Below are 21,517 nucleotides of genomic sequence, written 5' to 3'. Positions count from 1 at the left end.
AACGTTTTTTCTCATCCTCCTACTATTATAGGCGAACCGCCGGATTCGGGCAAACGCGAGTTGAACCGCACCCTCGCGCCGATCCGCGTAAACTCGGACCGCCGTCCAGCCTGCACGCGATGCAGGCGGACGGCGGTTTTTTCTTCATTACAGCGGTCTCGTTATGCGGTCCATCAGCAGACCGTCCGATCCGGCATTTTCGCCGACTTTTTCGACGGCTTCCTCCAGAAAGCATTCCGGAGACCAGGACGTATAGACGGTTTCCGGCTCGACGGCTTCAGGATCGGCGAGGAACGTCGTGTCGCGTTCGACGATGTAGCAGCCGTCGGGAACCCGACCTCCTTCCCGGCGCAGCAGCTCCATCGCCATCCACTGCACGAGACCGGGATTCATGCCCGAGCAGGCAATGGCTTTTAACCCGGGAAAGGAGCCGCGGCGCTGCTCGAACAAGTCGTATCGCCGCAGCAGCGAGTACCGCGCGACGCTGGCGTCGTCGTCCGCCTCGAAGCATTCCAGGGCCGTGTTCACGTAAGCGGCGCCCGTCTCGTGGCAGCAAGCCATCGTGCCGAGCGTATCGGCCCACGAGCAGTCGATGACAAGCGTCGTTCCGCTGGAGCGCAGATGGTGAAGAAGCTGATCCCGATTCTCAAGATCCAGCGTCAGTACGCCGAATTTGCCGGGATACCGGGACAGCAGCCTGGCATAGTAGCTTTTCGGACGGGCCTCGCGGTCCAGAAGGTAGAGCTTGCTTCCGGACAATTTATCATGCAGCGGATCGTCCGGCGTGCCCGAGGCGTGGTCCAGAACGGCAAGAACGGCCCGAGCGACGCCGCCTGCGCTGCCTAACAACGTAATGACGAGCTGGGATGCGCTCATTGAAATCCACTCCTTCTCTCTATCATCGTATTCGCGAGATTGCGAGAAGGAGAGACGCTTGGCCTTGGCGGGGCGAAAAGGGGCGGCGCGGCAATCGGCGGCCCGGCATAAACCGGCATAAAAAGAACTCCGCCATCCGGACAAAGGACAACGGAGTCTGGGCGATTTCGCCGCAAAATAAAAAAAGCCGCCTACGCGACAGGTTGAATTCCTATTTTTGACAGATTTTAAGCAGGGGACCCGATCGACAATCGATTCCAATAAATGGTATTTCCTCATCTTCTATAATAATAGAATACCACACGGGAAAAGAATAGTCTAGTCTTTTTTTGCCGTTTTGGTAAGATTTTTTTGCCCGCTTCACAAAAAACGGAAAGAGGTGTTGTCCATTTGGCGTCTTGGGTATTGGCCCGCAAAATGTTTGAGAGCCGCCTTCAGTACAGCGCGTCCCACGCGATCCGGACGGCGGCCAGCGTTGTGTTCGGGTTGATTTACGTCTCCATCTGGCAGGGCATCGGCGAATCAAACGAGCTTGGCGCCTATGGACGGGAAGGTATGGCGCATTATGTCGCGTTTAACCAGGTGATTCTGTGGCTCGGCTTCGTAAATCACGGACTCGGCTTGGAGGAGCGGGTCCGCACCGGCCAGATCGCGCTGGATCTGATGAGGCCGCTGCATCTGTTCCGGTTCGCGGCGAGCCGGGAAGCGGGTTCGATCCTGTACAACGCGGCTTTTACCGCATGGCCGCTGTTCGTCGTGTACGCCTTGGCGCTGGGCCTGCCGGTGCCCGGCGATCCGGCCCGCTGGCTGTGGACGGTGCTGGCTCTGTTGGGCGCGTCCTATATGAGCGTCTGCGTCGGGTTTATCATCGGCGTCACGGCCTTATGGACGGTGGAGAGCCGCTGGCTCAGCCTGGTCCATTACTCGTTTAACTTTATTTTGTCCGGCTTCCTCATCCCGCTTGAGTGGATGCCGGGCTGGCTGCAGGCGATCGCCCACGGCTCTCCCTATCCCGCGTTCCACTCCGTTCCGGCGCGGATATACCTGGGGCAAGCGGGAGCGGACGAACTGATCGTTCCGGCCGTCTGGTGCGCGCTGCTGACGTTGGCGGCGCTGGGCGCGACCCGGCTCGTCCGCCATCGGGTGGAGGTGCAGGGAGGATGAGCTGGATGAAAATCTGGTGGACGCTTGTTGCCGCGAACATGAGGGCGTCCATGCAGTACAAATGGAACTTCGTGCTGTTTACGCTGCTGGCCGCGTTTGTGTCGGTGGCGGAATTTCTCGGGCTTGCGGTTGTGCTTCATGCGTTCGGCGCAATCAAGGGCTGGAGCGTATGGGAGATCGGCTATTTGTACGGGCTGTTGATGACCTGCAAATACATCTACCGGGGGTTGGCTTCGGCCGTCAACAACTTCGAGCCTTATCTGGTCACGGGCCAGCTTGACCAGTTGCTGCTGCGGCCGCTTCCGGTGCTGCTCTCGCTGATGACGTCCCGCTCCCGCAAGGTTACGGGCGAGCTTCTGCAAAGCCTGGCGGTGTTGGGCGTCTGCATCGGCGTGCTGCTGCGGGACGGCCAGGTCTCCTGGTGGGCCGTGCCCCAGACGATGCTTGCCGCGGCAACCGGCACGGCGATTATGTTCGCGGTCGGATTGGCGACCGCCGCCTGGGGCTTCTGGCTGACCCGGATCGACGATCTGTACGTGCTGACGGACAACGCGACAACGACGGCGTGCCAGTATCCGCTGAGCCTGTTCCCGGCCTGGCTGCAGTCGATTTTGATCTTTGTCATTCCGTTCGGGTTCATCAACTATATGCCGGCGCTGTATATCGTCAAGGGACAATGGGGCGCCTGGATTTTGGTGCTGGCCGCGGGCGTGGCGGCGGTATCGCTGACGGCGTCGCTGCTGCTGTGGCGGCTGGGGCTGACCCGGTATCAAAGCACGGGAACGTAACGGAGGGGAGGAACTTCGGGATGAAGATGCTGGAAGCGATCGAATTGGGGAAATCCTTCGAAGTGCCCGTCGCCAAAAACGGGCCGCTTCGGAGCGTAAGAACGTTGTTCTCCAGGCAAAAACGAACGGTCGTCGCGGTCGAACGGCTGAATTTCTCGGTCGAACGCGGCGAATTCGTCGGGTATATCGGGCCGAACGGCGCCGGAAAATCGACTACGATCAAAATGCTGTGCGGTATCCTGCATCCGAGCTCCGGCCGGGTGCGGGTGATGGGGTGCGACCCGCAGAAGGAGCGGACGCAGGTGGTGCGCAGCCTGGGCGTCGTCTTCGGCCAGCGCACGCAGCTCTGGTGGGATCTGCCTCTGCGGGACAGCTACGATATCCTCGCGGCGATCTTCCGGATGGACCGTAAGGAGAAGCTGCGGCAGCTCGGCAAGCTGAACGAGGTGTTGGGGCTGAGCGAATTCTGGGATACGCCGGTGCGCAAGCTGTCGCTCGGCCAGCGGATGCGAGGCGACCTCGCGGCCGCTCTGCTGCACGATCCGGAGCTGCTGGTGCTCGACGAGCCGACGATCGGCATGGATGTGGCAGCCAAAAGGGAGATTCGCCGGCACCTGCGCACGCTTAATCGGGACTTCGGCAAAACGGTGCTGCTGACGACGCACGACATGGACGATATCGAGCAATTGTGCCGCCGGGTGATGGTGATCAATCGGGGCGGATTGATCTACGACGGCGGCATCGCCGAGCTGAGGGAGCGGATCGGCTTGCCGACCGTGATCCGGGTGACGTACCGGAACGGCTACACGCTGCCGGACGGCATCGCTGCGGCCGGGCGGGACGCGCCGGGAACCGCTGAAGCGGAGTACGGCGGAAGGGGAACCGGCGGAGGGATCGCCGCCATCGCTTCCGCGGAGCGAACCGGTCTTCCGTTCCGGCTGCTGGAGGCCGGTTCGAGCGAAGTCGCGGTTTCCTGCAACCGCCAGGAGACGACGGCGATGGATGTGCTGCGGGAGCTGGAGCGGTGGGGCGAGATCGGCGACGTCAAGATGGAGGAGCCGGATTTCGAAGACGTGATTCACCGGATTTACTAAACCGAACCAAGGGAGGAGACGATAGAATGAGAGAGCGATCGAATCAACCGGAGGACCCCCGGATCGCGCGGCTGCGGGAGCTTCAAAGCGGAGATCCGGGAATACGCGCGAACCGGCCGCTGCTGCGACAGGCTTGTGCAGGAACATCGGCTCGGCTGAATCGCCGCCCCATGCGCATCGGCGACCATTCGCTGCAACTAGAAACGGCTCATCCCCTTGTTTAAGGAGGATGAGCCGTCGTCTTTTGTGCCCGCCTTGCGCCGCCGGAGCTTTTTTCGCGCAAGGCGTCAGAGCACCAGCTTGCGGAGCGCCGCAATATGCCCCGTATGAATGCCTTCGTGGTACAGACTGAACAGGAACACTTCCCCGACGGTCTCGTTGTCCAGAAACGGCCGGTCCAATCGCTCGTCCAACCGTCCGGCCAGCGACTCGCGGATGCGCGCGGGTTGGGAAGCAAGCCGCTCCAGAAGGCCGGCGTACGACGGTGGCTCCGTCGTCCAGTCGGCCGGACTGCTGCCTCTGCCGAACCAGCGCTTCCAGTCGTCGCCGAACTCGATCGGAATTCCCGCAAACTTGCGGGTCAGCACCTCCTGCGTATACAGGATATGTCCCGCCTGCCAGCGGAGATTGTTGCGGAAGCCGGAGCCGGCGGGGATGACATCGGCTTGTTCCTCCGGCACGCTCCGCAACGCTTCGAGCGTCCTGCTCCGCACTTTTTCGGCCATGGAGAGCAGCGCAGCTTCCCTCACCCTACAACAACTCCCTGAATCGGTTTAACGTCATGCCCGGTTCGAAGACGAACGAGACATGAACGGACTTCCCGGTCGAATGTACGAAAAAAGGCCCTTTTAACGTGTAACCCTGCAGCTCGGCTTGTTGATAGAGTTCCGGAAATCGTTTGGCCGCGGCGGCGGCGTCTTCCTCCCGGGCGAATTCGTGCAGGGAGATCGGCGCTCCGGGCTGCCGGTACGATTCGAACTGGAGCATGTAGCCGCCGGCGCTTTTGCACACGGTCAGCTCATAGCTGGAATGATAGGAATGATAGAGCGGATTCATCGGCTTCACAACCTTTTATATTCGTGCTTCCTCCAGATTATTCGACGGACGGGGAACGGAATCCTCCAGCGCGCTCGTCTGCCGCAGTTTCTTTTTGGGGAAGGACGTCTCTTTCAGAGAGACCTATTATTGCTTCCGTGTCTTTTTCCGCGTCCGGCAAGTCCAACCATCGGAGTAAAAAAATGCTGAGGAATTTGTAACATTTTGCCTGAGAGATTCGTCTTATTTAGAGCAGTTCGATATTTTCCGTTTGCAAGAGAGGAGAATTCAAGGATGGGGTGGTTGGCACGACTGGTGAAAAAACCGGACGAAGCGGCTCGGGACGCTCCGGAGCAGGAGCTGCGGGAACCGTCATTGCCGGAAGCGGACGATTCCGAGGCGAACCGTTCCGATACCGCTCCGCTGCTGACCGTAACCGGCGTCCATCGGGGGTTCGACGTCGGCGGCAGCCGCTTGCACGTGCTGAAAGGCATCGACATGGTTCTGTACCCCGGACAATTGGTCATGCTCAAGGGGAGGTCGGGTTCCGGCAAGACGACGCTGCTTAATCTGCTCGGCGGCCTGGACCAGCCGGACACGGGCACGATCTTTTTCCGCCAATACCCGTTTCACGAATGGAACGACCGCGAACGCACGGAAGTCAGGCGGCGGGAGATCGGGTTTATTTTCCAGGCTTTTGCGCTTATGCCTCTGCTGTCCGCCTACGAGAACGTGGAGCTGGCGCTGCGCATGGCGGGCAAGCCGAGAGCCGAGTGGAAAAAGCGGGTCGAGGAATGTCTGGAACTGGTCGGACTGGCCAAACGCATGAATCATCGCCCGTTCGAGATGTCCGGGGGCGAGCAGCAGCGGGTTGCGATCGCCAAGGCGATCGCCCATCGTCCGGCCTTGCTGCTGGCCGACGAACCGACGGCGGAGCTCGACTCCCAGATGAGCGCGCAGGTAATGGCCGTGTTCCGCGACATCGTGGAGCACGAACGCGTGACGATCTGTATGACAACACACGATCCAACGATTATGGAGGTCGCAGACCATGTTTACGAGATGGTGGACGGGCGATTCGCCGGGCCGTAACAGAGGAGGCAGGGCGGCGCTTGCAAGCCTGTTGGCGCTGTCCTTGATCACGGCTTCCGGCTGTTCCATGCTGCCCAAGGAAGACGCTGAGGAGGTGCTGCCGAGCATCCATCCGCCGAAGCTGTCGAAGAAACCGGAATATACGGTCAAGACGGGAACGATGATCACCAAAGTCACCGGCTCCGGGAAGCTGATGTCCGAGAAGGAAGAAGAAGTGTACTTTACGGAAGACAACAAGCGGATCAAGGCGATCCACGTCAATGCGGGCGATACCGTGCAGGCCGGCCAGGTTATCGCCGAGCTGGACGTGGCGGACGTCCAGAGCACTTTGCGCATGAAGCGGCTGGAGGCGCGGAGCGAAGAGCTGAAAATGATTCAGTTGTTGAGGGATTCCGGCGACAAGACGGCCGAGGAGATGGAACAGGCCCGTATCGCCTTCGAGATGAAGCGCGAGGAGCTGACCAAGCTGGAGGAGTCGATCGCCAATTCCAAGATCGTCGCTCCGTTCGCGGGAACGGTCGTGTCGGTCTACAAGAAGAAGGGCGACCAGACCAAAGCGTATGAAGCGGTCGCGCTGATCGCCGATCTGTCCAAACTGACCGTCGCGGCGAATCTGAGCGCCGAAGATCTCAAGAAAGTCGCCGTCGGCATGGAAGTCGAAGTCGATATCAATACGGCCGGCAAGCAGAAAGGGACGATCCGGCAATTGCCGAATCCGAACGCATCGGGCCAGCAAACTCCGAACCGCGACCCGTACGGCTATATGTACGGCGATTCCGGCGCGCAAGATTCGATCGACAAATACGTCCTGATCGATCTGGAGAAGATGCCGGAGAACCTCAGCCGCGGCACGCCGCTGTCCGTGTCCGTCATCGTGCAGAAAAAAGAGAACGTCCTGATTATTCCTCCGTCGGCCCTGCGTTCGGCGGGCGGACGCCAATACGTTCAGGTCGTGGACGAAAAAGGCGAAAAACGGGAGGTCGACGTGGAAGTCGGATTGAGGAGCTCGACGGAAGTCGAAATCGTCAAAGGACTCGCGGCCGGCCAGAAAGTCGTAGGTAAATAACGGTATGGCGATGCTGCGGTTTTTGTTCCGGAAAATGTGGAATACCCGTTGGCTCACGTTCAGTTCGCTGATCGGGCTGACCGTGGCCGTGGCGTTTACGACCAGTATCCCGATGTATTCCGACGGAGCGCTCAAGCGCGTCGTCGCCAAATCGCTGGCGGACGACGGCCAGTCGATGCCGCCCGGATCGCTTGCGGTTCGTTATCAGGCGACGGGGTCGGACAGGACGGACCCCGCATCCTTCGGCGAAGTCGATCGGTACATCCGGGAAGAGGTGCACGGATATCTGGGGCTGCCGTACACCGTGTACAACAGCATATTCTCCCTCCGCGGCACCCAACTGGCGCCCGTCGACCCGACCAAGGTTGACGCGAGCAAACGCCGGCAGATGACGATCGTCTCGATGCACGGATTGTCCGAACACGCGGAGCTGTCCGTCGGCCGGTGGCCCGCGGATAGGCCGGACGGAACCGTGCTGGAAGCCGCGGTTATGGAAGAGTCGTTGTTCCGCAACGACCTGCATGTCGGCGACGAGTTCCGCTACCCGGTCGTCGGCCAGACGCTGACGGTTCGGATCGTCGGCGCGTTTCATCCGAAGGACGAGAACGATCCTTACTGGTTCCAAGGTCTCGAAAGCCAACTCGGCAATCTGGTCGTCAGCGAACAACTGTTCAAGGATGAGCTGATGGCCAAACGCAAAGTTCCGCTCAGCACGGCGAACTGGTACTACGCGTTTGACCTGACGGACATTCGCACGAGTCAGATCGGTCCGCTCGAGAGCAAGCTTCAGCGGCTCGACATCAACCTGTACCAGAAGCTGAAGGACACGAAAGTCGACTTTTCCTTCGCCGACAAGCTGGGCGAGTTCAAGCGCGAAAGTCTCCGGCTGCAGGTTCTGCTGTTTACGCTGGCGGCTCCCATGATCGGCATGGTTCTTTATTATATCGTGATGAACGCGAAGCAGACGCTCGACCGGCAGCGGACCGACATCTCGGTGATCCGGTCGCGGGGCGCGAGCACCTGGCAGATCGTATGGCTGTACGTGCTGGAAAGCCTTGTGCTGGGCGGCGCCGCGCTCATACTCGGCACGTCGCTCGGTTGGCTGATGGCCAAAAGCATCGGTTCGGCCAACGGCTTTTTATCCTTCGTGGACCGGGAAGCGGTGCCCGTCGGATTCGGCCTGCAGACGGTTTTGTACGGCGCAGCCGCGGTGCTTGTCGCGATGGCGGCGACGGTGATACCGGCCATCGGGTTCGCCCGTTCCTCGATCGTCGATCTCAAGAAGCGAATCGCCCGGTCCGACCGCAAGCCGGTATGGCAGCGCTGGTTTCTGGATGTGGCGCTGGTCGCCGTTGCCGGTTTGGGCTGGTACGGCTTCCGTCAAAACCGCCTGCTCTCGGAGCAGACGGGGTTAAGCGCGGACCAGCTTCAGGTTCATCCGCTGCTGTTTTTTGTTCCTGCCCTTACGATATTCGCGCTCGGGCTTGTTTTTCTGAGGGTATTTCCCTGGATCATCGCGCTGGCGACGCGAATCGGCAGGCGCGTATTCCCGGTGTCGATCTATATGACGCTGACCCAGTTGTCCCGATCGTCCCGGTCTTATTATCCGCTTATGCTGTTGCTGATCCTTACGCTCGGGTTGGGCGTGTACAACGCGTCGGCGGCGCGAACGATCGACCTGAACTCCACGGAACGGACGTTGTACCGCTACGGCACGGACGTCATCGTCAAGGCGTCCTGGGAGAGCGTAGCCGAGGATTTGCCTCCTCCGCCGGATTCAAGCGGCGGCCAGGGAGGCCAGGGGGGCCAAGGCAATCAGGGAGGAACGGGCAATCCCGGCGGCGGTGCGGGCGCTCCGGGCAGCGGCTTGGAAGTGCCGCAAAACGTCCGGTATATCGAGCCTCCGTTCGAGGTGTTCAAGCGGGCGGAAGGCGTGGAGCACGCCTCCCGCGTGCTGCAGATGCGGGCAAGCGCCTCCGCGTCGGGCAAATCGCTCGGCATCGGCAACCTGATCGGCATCGACAACTGGGAGTTCGGCAACGTGGCGTGGCTGCGCAGGGACTTGTTCCCGCTGCATCCCTACTGGTACCTGAATCTTCTCGGCACCTACGAACAGGCGGTGATCGTGCCGACCAAGTTCGCGGACCGATACGCCTTGAAGCCCGGCGACCTGATGAATATCGCGATCAATCAGACGAACGTGGAGTTTGTCATCGTGGGGACGCTTCCGTACTGGCCGGCGCAATATCCGGATGAGCGACCGTTCTTTATCGCCAATCTGGAATACATCTACGATCAGGCCGGCATCCTGCCGTACGAAGTATGGATCAAGATGAAAGAAGGCGCCAAGACGGTTCCGATGCTGGAGCATCTGCAGCGGGAAAAGGTGGAGATCGCGGAGGTGCGGGACGTCGGCATCGAGCTGGCCGCCCAGCAGAAGCATCCGCAACGCGGCGGCGTATTCGGCATCCTGAGCCTCGGGTTTATCCTGTCAGTTCTTATCTCGCTATTCGGTTTTATTTTGTACTGGTTTTTCAATCTGTCGAGCCGGGTCGTCCAATTCGGCGTTCTGCGCGCCATGGGGCTGCATCGGAAGCAGTTGACGGGAATGCTGCTGCTTGAGCAGTTGTTTACGGCGGGCTTGTCGATCGGACTCGGCATCGGGCTCGGCATGCTGGCCGGCTACTTGTATCTGCCGTTCCTGCAGACGGCGGACAACGCCGCGGTGCAGGTGCCGCCGTTCCGGATCGTGTTCGAAGCGAAGGACAACTACCCGATCTTTATCGTAACGGCCTTTATGATTCTGGTCGGAGCGACGATGCTGGCGCTGCATATCCGCCGGCTGCGCGTCCACCAGGCCGTGAAGCTGGGAGAGGAGCGATAACCGGTGATTCATTGCGAAGGGCTCGTCAAAATTTACAAATCGGACGACGTCGAGGTTGTCGCTCTGCAAGGACTCAATATCTCGGTCCAACCGGGAGAGATGATGGCGATCATCGGCAACAGCGGAAGCGGCAAGTCCACGCTGCTGAACATTTTGGGCGGCTTGGACCGCCCCTCTGCCGGTCAGGTGCGTGTCGGCGAATGGGATCTGCTGAAAATCTCGGACGATCATCTGGTCGAGTACAAACGCAAGACGGTCGGCTTCATCTGGCAGAACAACGCCCGGAACTTGCTGCCGTACCTGACCGCGCTGGAAAACGTCGAGATGCCCATGATGCTGTCCGGCAAGGTCGATCGCGCGTACGCCATGCAGCTACTCGAGTGGGTCGGGCTGAAGGAGCGGATGCACAACAAGCTGCATCAGCTCTCCGGTGGCGAGCAGCAGCGGGTGGCCATCGCCATCTCGCTGTCGAACCGGCCGTCGCTGCTGCTTGCGGACGAACCGACCGGTTCGGTCGATACGGAGACGGCGGACCGGATCATGGATATTTTCCGCACACTCAACAAGGAACTGGGCGTCACGATCGTGATCGTTACCCACGATATGGCGCTGGCGGGCAAGGTGGATCGGGTTGTCGCCATCCGCGACGGCATGACGAGCACGGAATTCGTCAAGCGCAATCCCAATCTGGACTTGTCCGTCGGAGGACATACGATCCGGGAGGCGCACGAGGAATTCGTGGTGATCGACCGCGCCGGAAGGCTGCAGGTGCCCAAGGAATATTTACAGGCGCTGCAGATCACGAACAAAGCTTCCATGGAGTTTGACGGGGAGAAGATCATGATCCGCGCTCCCAAGAAATTATGGATTCATTCGGAAGAACAGGAGAGGAAGATCGACCTATGAACATGAAAAAATGGATTCCCGCAGCGCTGTCGACGGCGCTTGTCGCGACTGCGCTGGCGGCCTGCACGGACGGCGATTCCGCCGATTCGGATACGGAGCGCGTTCTGCGCATCGCTTCCACCACGCTCGGAGGCGACGACGGGTCGTGGTTCCGCCAGCAGTTTACGGAGATCTTCGAGTATGCCCATAAAAACATCAAGCTCGAATTCGTCCCGGTTGTCGACGAGTCCATCATGTACGGACCCGTCAAAGAAGGCGAGGAAAGGCCGGACCCGCTGGTGAAGCTGAAGGAGGTTATGCAGGGTCCGAATCCGCCGGACGTCGTCATGGTCGATCTGCCGCAGATGAAGGAACTGATCTCGGAAAACTTGCTGAAGCCGCTCGATCCGCTGATCGCCAAGGACAAATTCGATACGAGCGGCATTCTGCCGTCCGTCATGGAAGGACTGAGCTCCGTCTCGGGCGACGGCAAGCTTTACGCTCTGGCGCCGTTGTTCTCGTCGTCCGCGATCGTTTATAACAAGAAGATTTTTATGGACGCAGGCGTGGAATTTCCTTCCGACGAGATGACCTGGGATCAGTTGTTCGACCTTGCGCGCCGCGTCTCCGGCGGGGAAGGCGAGAACCAGAAATGGGGCTTCAACTTCCAGTCCCAGGGCTACTCGGATATTTTCGAGAGCAGCTTCATGTACACGGCGCCGCTGGGGCTTGAGTATTTCAGCGAGGACAAAAAGAGCCTGGCGGTCGATTCGGAGCAATGGGAGGCGGTCTGGACCAAGCTGATCCAGCTCAGCAAGGACAAGGTAATGCCGTCCCTCGACCCGAACGATCCGAGCTCTCAGATGCGGTTCAGAGGCAACGGCCAAAATCCGTTCTCCTACGATGACTTTATGTCCGGGCGGCTGGCCATGACGATCATGAATTACGGTCAACTGAGCCAAATTGACAACGCCAATAAAAACGCGGCCAACCTGACCGGGTATACCCCGATCGAGTACGACGTCGCGGCCCTGCCGACCCACCCCGAGAATCCGGGCGTAGCCGCCGGACTCACCCTGTACGGCATTATGGGCATCAATTCCAAGGCCGGCAACGAGGCCGACGCCTGGAGATTCCTGAAGTTCATCAACGGGGAAGATTGGGCGCGGGCGAAGTCGAACAACAACTACCAGCTCGTCTCGCACAAAAAGTATATCAAGCAGCCGGCCAACAACCTGAACATGGAAGCGTTCTTCAAAAACAAGCCGCTGACGGAAGGCCAAACCGAAATGTATTGGATCTACCAGCAGCGCAATCCCAATCTGATCCAGGCCTACACGCTCGGAAGACAGGAACTGATGTCCGCCATAAGAGGAGAAAAATCGGTGAAAGAGGCTTTGGCGGCCTGGAAGACGCAGGGCGACCAGCTTTTGAGCCAGCCCGTGAATTCCGGCGGTTCCGGCGGAGCCGCCATTGCGGTTCCGGCAGGCTGACCACGCGTTAACGAATCCGGTTTGAGGAGGAAGCAGCATGATACGACGTATGCGATACCGGCTGACGGCCTTCGGTCTGGCGCTCGCGCTGGCGGCCGGGTCCGCGCTGCCCGCATATGCGGACGGCATTACGGACGGGCCGGCAGCCGAAGTCGCTTCGACATCGATCGGCGCCGTCTACATCACAGGAAAAAGCTATATCGAGGTCAAGCAGGCCGCCATGCTCGAAGGCGACGGGAACAAGACGCTGGCCTTTACACTTACGCTTCACAACAACGACGATTATGAGATTCAGTTTATCGATTATTGGGTGAGGCTCTCCAATCAGGCAGGCACGTCTTTTTCCGTAAGCCTGCTCCCGCAGGACAAGGACAAAAACCGGGTGCCGGCGCACAGCAGCCTCGATCTGAACATGATCGCCAAAGTCAGCGAATCGACGAACTTTTCCGATTTATCCTTCCGCATCGTCAAGTGGGATTTCTCCGCTCCGAATTACGAGCGGACGCTGGGTACGCTAAAAGTTCCGGCGGATTACGCGATGGCCGCTCCGGCGGGCAGCGCCCGTATCGTAAACGCCCCCGGTTCGGCGGTCAAAATGTCGATCCGCTCGGCGTCCGTCGGCAAAAATTCGTCCTATTACTTGCCGAAGGTTCAGCTTTTTATCGAAAACGTCGGGTCCCGGACCGCGGAGCTTCCGCCTTACCAGTTCGCCATCCGGACTTCGGAAGGGCTGTTGTATCCGCTTGAGGCCAAAGGCTTCGAGGAGAAGGACCGCAGCCTGCATCCCCGGTTCACAAGAGACGTCCAACTGACGGGCACCATCCCCGCATCGGTAAGTCCGGACGGCTGGGAGCTCGTCGTGACGAATCAGACGGATATGAACGGCAGCAAGCTGACGCTGCCCGTGGCCATGTTTGTAATGCCGGAGGCGACGGACGTCGCGGACGATTCGGCGGTGCCCTCCGGCCAGTCGACCGTCATCGAGCATGAAGAGTGGTCGCTGCTGACGAAGGTGAGCCGGTTTATCCGGATGAAGAGCGACGCTTATTATCAAGCGGCGATGACGTTTACGATCAAAAACGAAAGCAAAAGCTCCGTCAAGCTGCCCGAGTACCGGTTCCTGCTGCAGACGGCGGACGGGTTGACCTATCCGGCCAAAGCGGAAGGACTGAAGGACTTGTCGATCGATCCGCTGGTCAGCAAAGACATCTCGCTGACGGCGTCGATCCCGACGTCAGTATCGGCGGAGGGCTGGAAGCTGCTGCTGCTTCCGGCCGCGGACCCGTCCCAGCCGGATCGCACGAGCGACACGAGGCTGGCCGTATACGAGCTGGCCGACACGAAGGATGAGCAAGGCGTCATCGGGGTTCCGTACGACTTTGCCGTCGGCGGCGGATCGTATCAGGCGACTCTCGAGGGCATTCAGCGGATGCCTTGGGACGAACAGGATATTTTGGCGGCCAACCTGACCCTGTCGGGCAAGATGCCATCGTCTCAGCCGATTCCGTCGCTCAGCGGCTACTTCCTGCTGGACAATCTCGTCCGCATCCCGGCGCAGCTCGTCGTGAAGGACAACGCCGTCACCGTGAGCAAGTCGAGAGACGTGCAGATGCTGCTGTACGGGAAGCTGCCGTATTCGACGGGTTATGCTTCGATCAAGGTTGTGCTCCAGGAGACGAACGGCGAGAACAAGCAGGACTTGCTTGAATTCCGCACGGGGTCCGAGACGGTCGGACTGCCGGAGATCGCAGTGGATTCGAGCCACCGCGTGAACAATACCGGCCGCAAATCGCAGATGTCCGTTCGTTCCGTCAGGAGCTATCCGGGCATATCGGATGCCGAGCTGTTCACCGTTCAGTTCAACGTCAGGAACCTGGAGAAGCGGCTTGTCAGCATCGGCAATATGGTGGCGTACTTCAAGGACGACAACGATGCCCTGTACCCGGCGGAAATATCCAAAGTAACCAAAAAGATCGGTCCCGGAAGCATCGCCACGTTGCTCGTATCGGCGTACTTGCCTAGCGGCATCGACAGAGATCAATTGAAGCTGATTGTCGGAACGGGTGTCAAGGACGGCCAGCCGGTGACCGGAGATGCGGCTCCCGACGCGTATATCGACGCGGTGTCGTTCGCTTTGCCGAAGGAGAACAAGGAACCGAAGAAGGACTTCGCGAATTTGGACTTCTATCCGTATACCGTCAGCTTGAGCCGGTTCCATGCCCAACCGGTGTCGATAACGGTGGGCGGCGGCGGAATCGTGTCCTTCGGCTTCGACTACGAGCTCAGCAAAAATCCGCTGGTCGAAGCGTCGGATCGCAAGCTGGTTCTCGAATTTAAAGATTTGGCCGGCTCCTTCGTCATCAGCCGCACCTTCGAGCTGGGCAAGTCCGGGGCCGAAGGCGCGCTTCCCGTCGGCAAGAACCGCAAGGTCATCACGTTTAACGACGACATCCTGTTCCACAAACTTCCTTACCTGAACCAGTACAAGGTCGAGATTTACGAGGAGTTTAACGGCGAGAAGAGACTGCTCGCCTCGAAACAGTTCGATTGGAACGTCATGTCCGAGTGACCGGACGGCGTGTCCGCTTCGCATCCCGCCCGCCTGGAGGGGGCGGGATGTTTGCGTTTGTTTGCTCGGCGGGCGGACGGAAGGTACACTAGAAGGGAAATGCTCCGGGCAAGTGTCCGTTGCCGACACGGGCGGCCGCGAGCGGGAAGCCGGAAGGAGGGGCGCGATGATCGTCATTGGACTTGCGGGATGGGGCGACCATGATTCGTTATACGAACAAGGCATACGCGGCAGCAAGCTGAGCACGTATGCCGAGCATTTTCTGACGGTCGAGGTGGACAGCTCGTTTTATGCGATCCAGCCCGCGCGCGTGACGGCCAAATGGGTAGACGAGACGCCGTCCGAATTCCGGTTTGTCGTCAAGGCGTACCAGGGCATGACCGGTCACGAGCGGCGGCGCGGGGGCGGCGGGCGTTCGGGACTCTCGGCGGGGGGAGCGTCTGGCGCGGACGCGGACTTCGGACCGTATGCTTCGGAGGAAGCGATATTCGCCGCGTTCGCCGATTCGCTTGCTCCGATCCGCGAAGCGGGCAAGTTGGGGGCCGTGCTGTTTCAGTTTCCCCCGTGGTTCGACTGTACCCGGGAGCATGTGCAGCGGCTGTGCCGGGTGAGGGAACTGGCCAGCGATTGGCCCGCGGCGATCGAATTCCGGCATCAGAGCTGGTACAGCCCCGAATATCGGGAGCGGACGCTGGCTTTCCTGCGGGAGCAGGGCTGGATGCACGCAGTTTGCGACGAGCCGCAGGTGATGCCGGGTTCGGTTCCGATCGTTCCGGCGGCGACGCACAGCGAGGGCACGGTCGTCCGGTTCCACGGGCGGAACGCGGCGGGCTGGCGCGCTTCGAATGCGCCGAATTGGCGGGAGGTCCGCTATTTGTACGATTACAGCGAGCGGGAGCTGGCCGAGTGGAAGCCGCTGATCCAATCGCTTGAGGCGCAGTCTCGCAACGTTTATGTCATTTTCAACAACAACTCCGGCGGACATGCGGCCGGCAGCGCCAAGAAGCTGATGGCGCTGCTCGGACAGCGCCGGGAGCCGGATATCCCCCGGCAGATGGAGCTGTTCTGACGCGCAGCCGGTCCGGTTGTGGTGAATAAGCGAGAATTCCATATCCAAGGAGGCAATAGGATGAAAGTAGAGATCTGGTCGGACTTCGCGTGTCCGTTTTGTTATCTCGGGAAGCGCCGGTTCGAGGCCGGGCTGGAGCGGTTCGAGCATAAAGATCGCGTGGAAGTGACCTTCCGCAGCTTCGAGCTGGACCCCGATGCGCCTGTGTCGGTGCCCTACGATGTCCACGATATGCTCGCGTCGAAATACGGGATGAGCCGGGAACGGGCGAAAGCTTGGAATGACGATGTCGTCCGGCAGGCGGCCGAGGTCGGCCTCGAATACCGGATGGATACGCTAAAGCTGACGAATACGTTGGATGCCCATCGCTTGACCCATTATGCGGCGCAGTTCGGCAAACGGGCGGAAGTGTCGGAGCTGCTGTTCAAAGCGCATTTTACCGATTCCCGGCATATCGGTGAGAGAGAGACCCTCATCGAGATCGCGGCGCAAGCCGGACTCGACCGGGAGGAAACCGCCCGGGTGCTGGACGGAGGGCAATTCGCCGACGAGGTTCGCCGCGAGGAGCAGGAGGGAGCCGCTCTGGGCATAAGAGGCGTGCCGTTTTATGTCATCGACCGCAAATACGGCGTGTCCGGAGCGCAGTCCCCCGACGTGTTCCTGGACGTGCTGCGGAAAGCCTGGGAGGAATCGAAGCCGCTGACGATGGTTAATCCCGGAGCGGGTTCGGCGGACGGCGGCGTCTGCGCGGACGGAACATGCGCGCCCGAGAGGAACCGCGGGGACGGCCAGTGACCGCTTGGGGCTTATCGGCTGCCGTTTCGCCGAAGAATCGGCGGCCGTTGTTAGCCCGCGACAGGTTCGAAGCATGAAGGAACCAACGGAAGGAGCCGGATGAAGATGGGCCTCAAGCAGCGAGGTTATCAGCTTGGGTATACGGGGGCGCTGATTCTGCTTCTGGGCGCCGTGATTTTTTTCTTCGCCTCCAATTGGCCGGCGCTTGGCCGGCAAGTCAAAATCGGCTGCAGCCTTGGGTTGATGCTTGCTTTTTACTTGTTTCCCGCCGTGTTTCGGACCTGGCTTCCCGCTTGGACGATCGCGGGCGGAACGGTCGCTTTCGGCGTGTCGGCGGCATTGATCGGCCAAATCTACAATTCCCATGCGGACAGCTACGTGCTGTTTGCCGTCTGGTTTCTGCCCGCCTTGCTGTTCTGGCTGTTGACGAAGTACCGCACCTACGCGGTGATGGCGTTTATACTGCTGGAGTTGACGGCGGGATCGTACGCGGACGAAGTATGGGACGCTTCATCGCTTGCGTTCCAACTCAGCTTCGCCGGGCTGAACGCGCTTCTGTTCGCGGCTGCCTGGACGGGGCTCGGGGGACGGTCGTTGGCGGCGTGGCTGCCGTATCCGACTCTGGTGTTGTTCCATGCGGCGATGCTGGCGGCCTCCGTTATCGACTGGCAGTCCCCCGGACTCAGTTGGACCGTCAACCTCGGGTATGCGGCGCTGATCGGCGCGAGCGTCGCCGCGTTCGGAAGGAACGGCAAGCATCGGGCGCTCTGGATGCTCTCGGCGTTCGCAAGCGGCGTATTCGTCCTGTTCAAATTCGTCGAGCTGGCGGCCCATTACTGGAACAAATCGTTCCTGCTGGCCGGCTTGATTGCGGCGGCCGGCCTGGTTGCCGGCGCGGCGCATTTCGTCCGCAAGCTGCGGCACTCGGCCAAAAGCCGGGATGAACGCTGGGCCCGCTACGCCAGCCGCGTCCTTGTCGCCGTCGTGTCGGCGGTCGCTTCGCTGATCGGCACCTCGTGCCTGATCGGGCTGTTGGTGCTGCTGTTCGAGGATATCGACGAACGGTTCTTCTATGGAGCGGGTCTGCTGTGGATAGCGGGATCGCTGGCCGTTTCCTCCCGATACGATGTCGTACGGCATGCGATCTGGCTGACGGGCACGCTGATGGCGGGTGGCGTGGCGTTTATTAAGGCGTTGAATCACGAGCCCGCTTATGCGCTGGCGCTGATCGCGGCGCTCGCCTTGTACCTGTGGAAGACAAGTTCGGTCGGAGCCAAGCTGATGACCTGGATCTGGCTGAACGCGCTGGCGTGGCCGCTGCTGAAGCTGTGGGCCGATAACAATTCGGCCGTCTGGCTGGCGATTGGACTGGTCAATCTGGGCGCGGCTTATGCGGGCTTCCTGCACGAATGGCTCCGCCGGCTGGCATGGATCGGCGGCTGGGTGTCGCTCTACGCCATTCTACTGGAAGAGCGCGCCGTCAACGGCGCTTATGTCTTCTACAACGGTTTGTTTATCGCCGTCGTCACGGCGGCCGTGCTGCTGGCGCAGAAAAGAAGCGACACGTTCCGGTACCGGACGGCCTTGGCCGCTTGGGCGATGTTTTTCGTACACCTCTATTACGATCTCGCCTGGAAGCTGCTGCACAAATCGGCGGCATTGGCCGGACTCGGCCTGATCGTGCTGTTCGTCACCTTTGCCTTGCAGAAACGGTCGGGTTATGCGTTCCCGCGTCCCGAACGCCGGGTCGGCCGGAGATGGTGGGCCGCGCTGATCGTCTTGCAGCTTGCGCTGCTGGGCGTGCAAGCCGCGAAGAGCGAGACGCTGCTGGCGAAAGGAACCGAGATCAAGCTGAGACTGTCGTCCGAAGCCCCGAGATCGCTGCTGCAGGGAGATTATCTCCTCTTGAGCTACGAGATCGGCGAATTGTTCGAGTTCGAGAGAAGTCCGTTCGGCGAGGCGGCCGGCGAAGACAGGGAGTGGCGGCCGGGCAGACGCATATCGGTTGCGCTCGCTCCCGATCGCGGGGAGGGGATCTACCGGTACGCGGGAGCGTACCGCTTGAACGGCCGATTGCGCGAGACGGAGACGGGAGCGGCCGCCCGTACGGATCTGGTCTGGATCACGGGGAGAACCCAAGGTCTGCCCGGCCGGGTGGAATACGGAATCGAGCACTTTTACGTTCCCGAGGGCGAAGGCAAGGCTCTGAAGGAACGGGTCCGATACGCGATCGTCAAAGTCGGCAAAGGCGGGGACGCCATTCTCGCCGATGTGGCGGAGAGATAGCGCAAAAGCCGCTTTGACCCGCAGGCTGCGGGTCAAAGCGGCTTTATTGCCATGTGCCGGTTCGGGCGGATATATGCCGGGTTGCCGACTTTACGATTCGACGTCGTACAGCTCCGGATCGGCTTCGGCGACGAAACGGCTTGGCTCGCCGACCGCATACAAGCGCAGCGTGTGAAGCGCCCGCGTGCATACCGTATAAAACAGCCGGCGCTCCGACTCGCGGACATACGTGCCGGCCGATGCGTCCCATACAAGCACGGCGTCGAACTCGAGTCCTTTGGCCAGGTAAGACGGGAGGACGAGCAGGCCGGAGCCCAGCCGCGCATCGTCCCGGGTCAGCAGCCGCGCCGCCGCGCCTTCGGCCCGCAGCGCGGCGTGCGCACGGTAAGCGTCCGCCTGCGTGCGGCAGATGACGGCGACGGACTGCAGCCCGTCCGCCAGCAAGGCGGCGGCGTCCCGGGCGGCAAGCTGCGTCATACGCCCGGCGTCGGACGCGATGACGAGCGCGGGACGGCGGCCCGACCGTGTGACCGGCTCGACCGGTTCGCCCTCGGGAAGCAGCGAGGTGGTAAACGCCGAAATCTCCATGGTCGAGCGGTAGCTGCGCGTCAGACGGAACGTCCGGCAATGCTCCCGCCCGAATACGTCTTCGACCGGACCGTATCCGGTTAATCCGGCTTCCGCGAGAATCGATTGGTTCAGGTCGCCGAGCAGGGTGAACCGGGCCCGCGGGAACAGCTTGCGGAGCACGTACAACTGAAACACGTCGTAATCCTGTACCTCGTCGACGAGGACGTGGCGGACCGGATTAAACGTCTGAAGCCCTTCCAGAGACTCCTTCATGTACAGGAGGGCTGTCGCGTCCTCGTAAGGCACGGTCGACCGCGACAGCCATTCCAGCGCGTAGGTCTTCATGGAAGTCCAGTCCGGCGGCACGGCGGCTCCCGCCGCTTCGGCCATACGCCGGAACAGCGCTTCGTCCTCCAGCAGTTGCCGGTACATCGCCGGAATGTCCACGAAGCCGAAAGCCCCGACCTCTTCGAGAATCTCGTCGATCCGTTCCCCGACGCGCCTTTTCGCCCAATCCATCAATTCTTTGTCGGTGCCGAGGTAACGGGGATCGTTTTGGAGCTGGCGGAATACCCGTTTCGTTTGCCGTACGGCGTAAACCTTCACCGCGTCCACAATCTTTTCCTTCATCTTGTCCAGCCGGACGTGCGCCGGTTCCGCCGCATAACGGCCGTAGAACCAGTCTCTCAGCGTCTCGGCCGTCACGATCGGCTTCGTCCGGTAGATGACGTCGCGGAATATGGCGCCTTCGCGCTCCAAGTGCCCGATGTAGCGAAGAATGATGCGCATGTAGTCCGCCGACGTTTTGAACCGGATGCAGGCTTCCCGCCGGGCCCGCTCCGTCTCGTCGGTTTCGGCGAGCAGCTTTTCCATAAGCGCGTACCGGTCCTCGACGTGAAGCTGCTTGCCGATCCGGCCGGCCGCGTAGTCGTGGAACGTCATCTGGCGCATGTTCGACTCGCCCAGCTCCGGGAGAACCCCCGACACGTAATCCGCGAACAGAAGGTTCGGCGAGAACAGCACGATATGTTCCGCTTGGATCCGTTTGCGGTATTTGTACAGCAGATATGCGACGCGCTGCAGGGCGATCGACGTCTTGCCGCTGCCGGCCGCACCCTGTACGATCAGCACGGGCGAATGGTCGTCGCGGATGACGGCGTTCTGCTCGCGCTGTATGGTGGTGACGATGCTGCGCATGCGTTCCCCGGCGTTGCGGGACAGCATCTCCTGCAGGATCGTGTCGCCGATCTGCAGGCCGGTATCGATCGCGAATTCGAGCTCGCCGTTACGAATTCGGTACTGCCGCTTCAGGTCGACATAACCGCGCACCTCGCCCTCCGGCGTTTCGTACCGCGCTTCGCCCAGGCCGTAGTCGTAATAGACCCCGGCGAGGGGAGCGCGCCAGTCGAGCGTCAAATACCGCCCCGACGCTTCGTCCACGATCGAGCGTTTGCCGATGTATACCGGCTCGGCCGCCGATTGGCCTTCCTCGCGGAAGTCGATGCGGGCGAAATAGGGAGACGGCAGCGCTGCTTCGAGCGCCTGCCGCATCGCCGACGCGTGCCCGTAGCTGCGGTGCAACTCGGCCCAGACCTGCGTCTGCTGGCTGAGGCTGACGGCCGATTCGGCGGACGCCTGCGGGTCGATCGTCACTTCCTCCCACAGATGCTTCGCCAATTCGTTCATATCGGATTTGCGTTTGCGTTCCGTTTGTTCCCATTCGTCCAACTGTTTGCGGATGACGGCCGTCACGGCTTTCAGGCGAAGCCGTTCCGCCTGCAGTTCACGTTCGTCCATGTCCGACCACACTCCTTCATGAACATGTATCATACCACGAAGCCCGGCCGTTTT

General features: G+C 60.7%; 16 protein-coding genes. 12 read left to right on the top strand and 4 right to left on the bottom strand.

Annotation, left to right across the window (positions count from 1 at the left end; translation table 11 throughout):
* Nucleotides 1–147 precede the first annotated feature (147 nt).
* Entirely contained in the window at nt 148–876 is a 729-nt protein-coding gene (locus FE781_RS06480; RefSeq protein ID WP_170209438.1) for a saccharopine dehydrogenase NADP-binding domain-containing protein, read from the bottom strand.
* Nucleotides 877–1,266: 390 nt separating this feature from the next.
* Between FE781_RS06480 and FE781_RS06475 the strand changes: the two genes are divergently transcribed.
* From FE781_RS06475 to FE781_RS06465, 3 genes are read left to right on the top strand one after another with little or no spacing between them, the layout of a single operon-like run.
* Nucleotides 1,267–2,040: an ABC transporter permease gene (locus FE781_RS06475; RefSeq protein WP_138788792.1), complete on the top strand. Its 774-nt coding sequence runs from the start codon at nt 1,267–1,269 to the stop codon at nt 2,038–2,040.
* A 5-nt stretch (nt 2,041–2,045) separates the two neighbouring features.
* Nucleotides 2,046–2,828 carry an ABC transporter permease gene (locus tag FE781_RS06470; protein WP_246068073.1) on the top strand — a complete coding sequence of 261 codons (783 nt, stop codon included), beginning with the start codon at nt 2,046–2,048 and terminating at the stop codon, nt 2,826–2,828.
* A 26-nt stretch (nt 2,829–2,854) separates the two neighbouring features.
* Nucleotides 2,855–3,922: an ABC transporter ATP-binding protein gene (locus FE781_RS06465; protein ID WP_138788834.1), complete on the top strand. Its 1,068-nt coding sequence runs from the start codon at nt 2,855–2,857 to the stop codon at nt 3,920–3,922.
* 287 nt (nt 3,923–4,209) lie between these two features.
* On the opposite strand, the gene FE781_RS06460 is transcribed toward FE781_RS06465, so the two are convergent.
* Nucleotides 4,210–4,671: a DinB family protein gene (locus FE781_RS06460; protein WP_138788790.1), complete on the bottom strand. Its 462-nt coding sequence runs from the start codon at nt 4,669–4,671 to the stop codon at nt 4,210–4,212.
* A 1-nt stretch (nt 4,672) separates the two neighbouring features.
* Entirely contained in the window at nt 4,673–4,978 is a 306-nt protein-coding gene (locus FE781_RS06455) for a hypothetical protein (protein WP_170209437.1), read from the bottom strand.
* A gap of 273 nt (nt 4,979–5,251) precedes the next feature.
* Between FE781_RS06455 and FE781_RS06450 the strand changes: the two genes are divergently transcribed.
* The 9 genes from FE781_RS06450 to FE781_RS06410 all read left to right on the top strand — a co-directional run bounded on the left by FE781_RS06450 (nt 5,252) and on the right by FE781_RS06410 (nt 19,096).
* A complete protein-coding gene (locus FE781_RS06450) occupies nt 5,252–6,049 on the top strand; it encodes an ABC transporter ATP-binding protein (RefSeq protein WP_138788788.1) in 798 nt (265 codons plus the stop codon).
* Nucleotides 6,009–7,115 (top strand): efflux RND transporter periplasmic adaptor subunit, encoded by a 1,107-nt coding sequence (locus tag FE781_RS06445; protein WP_138788787.1) that lies wholly within the window; start codon nt 6,009–6,011, stop codon nt 7,113–7,115. The genes FE781_RS06450 and FE781_RS06445 overlap by 41 nt, the downstream gene beginning before the upstream one ends.
* Before the next feature lie 4 nt (nt 7,116–7,119).
* Nucleotides 7,120–9,999: an ABC transporter permease gene (locus tag FE781_RS06440; protein WP_138788786.1), complete on the top strand. Its 2,880-nt coding sequence runs from the start codon at nt 7,120–7,122 to the stop codon at nt 9,997–9,999.
* A gap of 3 nt (nt 10,000–10,002) precedes the next feature.
* On the top strand, nt 10,003–10,905 hold the full coding sequence (locus FE781_RS06435; RefSeq protein ID WP_138788785.1) for an ABC transporter ATP-binding protein: 903 nt from the start codon (nt 10,003–10,005) through the stop codon (nt 10,903–10,905).
* A complete protein-coding gene (locus FE781_RS06430; RefSeq protein ID WP_170209436.1) occupies nt 10,902–12,377 on the top strand; it encodes an ABC transporter substrate-binding protein in 1,476 nt (491 codons plus the stop codon). The genes FE781_RS06435 and FE781_RS06430 overlap by 4 nt, the downstream gene beginning before the upstream one ends.
* A 37-nt stretch (nt 12,378–12,414) precedes the next feature.
* Nucleotides 12,415–14,946, top strand: a complete 2,532-nt coding sequence (locus FE781_RS06425; protein WP_138788783.1) for a hypothetical protein — start codon at nt 12,415–12,417, stop codon at nt 14,944–14,946.
* A gap of 166 nt (nt 14,947–15,112) precedes the next feature.
* Nucleotides 15,113–16,015 carry a DUF72 domain-containing protein gene (locus FE781_RS06420; protein WP_138788782.1) on the top strand — a complete coding sequence of 301 codons (903 nt, stop codon included), beginning with the start codon at nt 15,113–15,115 and terminating at the stop codon, nt 16,013–16,015.
* Nucleotides 16,016–16,075: 60 nt separating this feature from the next.
* Nucleotides 16,076–16,810, top strand: a complete 735-nt coding sequence (locus FE781_RS06415) for a DsbA family oxidoreductase (protein WP_138788781.1) — start codon at nt 16,076–16,078, stop codon at nt 16,808–16,810.
* A gap of 105 nt (nt 16,811–16,915) precedes the next feature.
* Nucleotides 16,916–19,096 carry a GDYXXLXY domain-containing protein gene (locus tag FE781_RS06410; RefSeq protein ID WP_170209435.1) on the top strand — a complete coding sequence of 727 codons (2,181 nt, stop codon included), beginning with the start codon at nt 16,916–16,918 and terminating at the stop codon, nt 19,094–19,096.
* Between the two features lie 90 nt (nt 19,097–19,186).
* Here the strand turns inward: FE781_RS06410 and helD are convergent, their stop codons facing one another.
* Nucleotides 19,187–21,463 carry an RNA polymerase recycling motor HelD gene (helD, locus tag FE781_RS06405; RefSeq protein ID WP_170209434.1) on the bottom strand — a complete coding sequence of 759 codons (2,277 nt, stop codon included), beginning with the start codon at nt 21,461–21,463 and terminating at the stop codon, nt 19,187–19,189.
* Nucleotides 21,464–21,517: the final 54 nt, after the last annotated feature.

The organism is Paenibacillus thermoaerophilus, assembly GCF_005938195.1.
In the GTDB taxonomy this organism is placed as follows: Bacteria; Bacillota; Bacilli; order Paenibacillales; family Reconciliibacillaceae; genus Paenibacillus_W; species Paenibacillus_W thermoaerophilus.
The sequence above is the reverse complement of the archived record's forward strand: the minus strand, read 5'-3'. Positions and strand labels throughout refer to the sequence as shown.